We start from the raw sequence: 2,448 nt of genomic DNA on the forward strand, positions 1-2,448 counted from the left end.
GAAGACCGGGTGGTTCTCGCGGAAGTATTTCAGATCCGGGAAGGGATCATCCAGCTTGGCAGCGGGTCGTTGAGGAAGAAGCCGGCCGCCTCGCGCTCGTCGCCGGGATTCGACTCACCCACCGCTGGGGCCGCTCGTGACCGACGCCTGCTGCACGTGGTTCCGGAACCCGATCGGGTCCCGCACGCGCCGGAAGACTTCCCGGGCGCCTCCGGTGCCCGTCACGGTGAGGTCGCCGTAGTTCAGGAGGCGAGCCATGAGTCCCTGGTTCACCCCGATCGACTCGACCTTGGAGAGCAGGAGCTCCGTCGTGTAGCGCGCGATGAGGCCCACCTTGAAGATCAGGCGCGTGGTGGTCACCGCGAACTCGGAGGTCATCAGCTCGACGAAATGGACCAGGGCCCAGAACGCGCCGATCGCCACCACGACCAGCCCGACGTACCACAGCCACGGCGGATCCGAGATCGGCCACAGCGCCCCCGCCAGTACCACGCCGACGAGCATGACGAGCCATGACCGGAGGAACATGATCCAGTGAAGCCGCGTCTTGTAGACGACCCGCTCGTTCGGCAGGAGATGCCGCTCGACGTAGCCCACGCTTCCCCCCTTCCTCCCTTCCGCCCTTCGGAGCCCGCCCCACGGGCGGCCGCCCCAGCATAGCCCAAAGGGGTGCACACTAAACAGTGCACCCCTGCACTGCCCAGTGTGCACCCCCTGGCCGCCGAGCCTCCGAGGCCGCGGGGACGCAACCGCCGGCGCCATCGGGCGATTCGCGCGCCGCAGCCATCCCGAGGCCCCCGGTGGCTCGCTTCTTGCTCTCGCCTCACGCACGCACGGCCGCTCTCGGCTGTATCCGTTTCGATTCAGGGGGGAGGGCTCACCATGCGGCGCGGGTTTATCACGTCCGCCTCGAGGGCTATGGCGCCGGCGGTCTGCCTCGGTATGCTGGGAGCCAGCGCCGGCCCCGGATCGGCCGGCCCGGAGGATCCCGAGATCGTGTACCGTTCAGCCGTCCTCGAGCGGACCGCCGGGGAGCCCAACGTGTACCGGGCCCGATTCGAGCCCTGCGACCCGACCGGGCGCTTCCGGCTGGTCCTCGACAACGGCGTGGAGGGCGGCCGGCGGGTGTCGAGCGGGGTGGTCTCCCTGAACGGAGCGCGAGTGATCGAGGAGCGCGACTTCAATCAGCAGGTCGTCCGGATCGCCCGGCCGGTACCGCTCCAGGCCGCGAACACGCTCGAGGTGCGCCTGGCCGGCGCTCCCGGCGGCCGCGTCCGCGTCACCGTCGACGGCTTCATGACCTGCCTCCGCGTGCGGATCACCTCGCCGCTGGCCGGCAGCAGGATCGCGGATCACCATGCGCTGGTCGAGGGCGAGCTCGAGTCGCGGGGACCCGCCGGGGTGCGCCTGTCGGCCTTCCTCCCCATTCAGGGGCACGCGATCGAGTTCGTGGTCCCGGCGCAGTTCGATGGACACCGCTTCGCCGCGCGTGCCCCGCTCACCACCGGAGAGGTGCGTATCGTGGCCCGCGCCTCCAACGCCGCCGGGCGCACCGCCGAGGATGCCGTGACGGTGCGAGCCGAGCCCGATCCCGACGCCCTCCGGATGGAGTGGCCGGAGGTCTCCCCCAAGACTGGCTTCGCCCCGCTCGCGGTCACGTTCGACATTCGCGGCGTCGATCCCTCCGACCTCTCTCGGCTCGATCTCGATGCGGACGGCGACGGCGTGCCCGACTTCACCCTCGCGAGCTTCGTCAACTCGCGAAACGTGACGTTCGAGTACCGCGTCGAACGGCTGTACATGGCGACCGTGCAGGTGGGCGACCCGGCGGGACAATCGGCCACGTTCCGGATTCCGATCAGCGTGATCCCCCGGCCCGATCTCCCCGCGCTCTGGACGGACTTCCGCGCGGCGCTGGCCCGGGGCGACCTCGACGGGGCTCTGTGGTTCGTCGCGGACGAGGCCCGCGATCGCTACCGCCGGGTCTTCGAGGATCTCCGGGCGGATCTGCCGGCGGTCGCCGCCAGCCTCCAGGACCTCGGGACGCCCGTCCTCCGGTCTGGGTACGCGTCGGCCGGCGTCACCCGCATCCGCGACGGCCAGACCGAGGCGTTCGTGGTCGCCTTCGTCCGCGATACCGACGGCGTCTGGCGGATCGCCAGCATGTGAGGGGATCCCGATGAGCGTACGGCTGCTGCTCACCAGCCTGGTCGCGCTGCTCGTCTTCGCGCCCTCGGCGACGTCGGCGGGACCGCCCGACACCTATTCCGCGGCGGAGATCCGCGGCTGGGTGGTCGACGCCGAGACCAAGCAGCCCCTCGAGGGCGTCTACGTCGTCGCCCAGTGGATCCTCCAGACCGGGCTCTTCGACAGCCGGACGGTCACGCGCCTGCACATCATGGAAGCCGTGACGGATGCCAAGGGGGAATACTACTTCCCCCCGTGGGG

At 70.3% G+C, this 2,448-nt stretch carries 3 protein-coding genes; 2 read left to right on the forward strand and 1 reads right to left on the reverse strand.

Translation table 11 applies throughout. The features are described 5' to 3' along the window. Positions 1-114: 114 nt before the first annotated feature. Positions 115-597: a PH domain-containing protein gene (locus VGW35_23010; protein HEV8310542.1), complete on the reverse strand. Its 483-nt coding sequence runs from the start codon at positions 595-597 to the stop codon at positions 115-117. A gap of 399 nt (positions 598-996) precedes the next feature. On the opposite strand from VGW35_23010, the gene VGW35_23015 reads away from it, so the two are divergent. Both VGW35_23015 and VGW35_23020 read left to right on the forward strand, forming a co-directional pair. Next, a complete protein-coding gene (locus VGW35_23015) occupies positions 997-2,169 on the forward strand; it encodes a hypothetical protein (protein ID HEV8310543.1) in 1,173 nt (390 codons plus the stop codon). 10 nt (positions 2,170-2,179) lie between these two features. Continuing rightward, a partial coding sequence (locus tag VGW35_23020; GenBank protein HEV8310544.1) for a hypothetical protein occupies positions 2,180-2,448 on the forward strand: 269 nt, incomplete at its 3' end.

The sequence above is a fragment of the Candidatus Methylomirabilota bacterium genome, from assembly GCA_036005065.1.
Classification (GTDB): Bacteria; Methylomirabilota; Methylomirabilia; order Rokubacteriales; family DASRDR01; genus DASYQW01.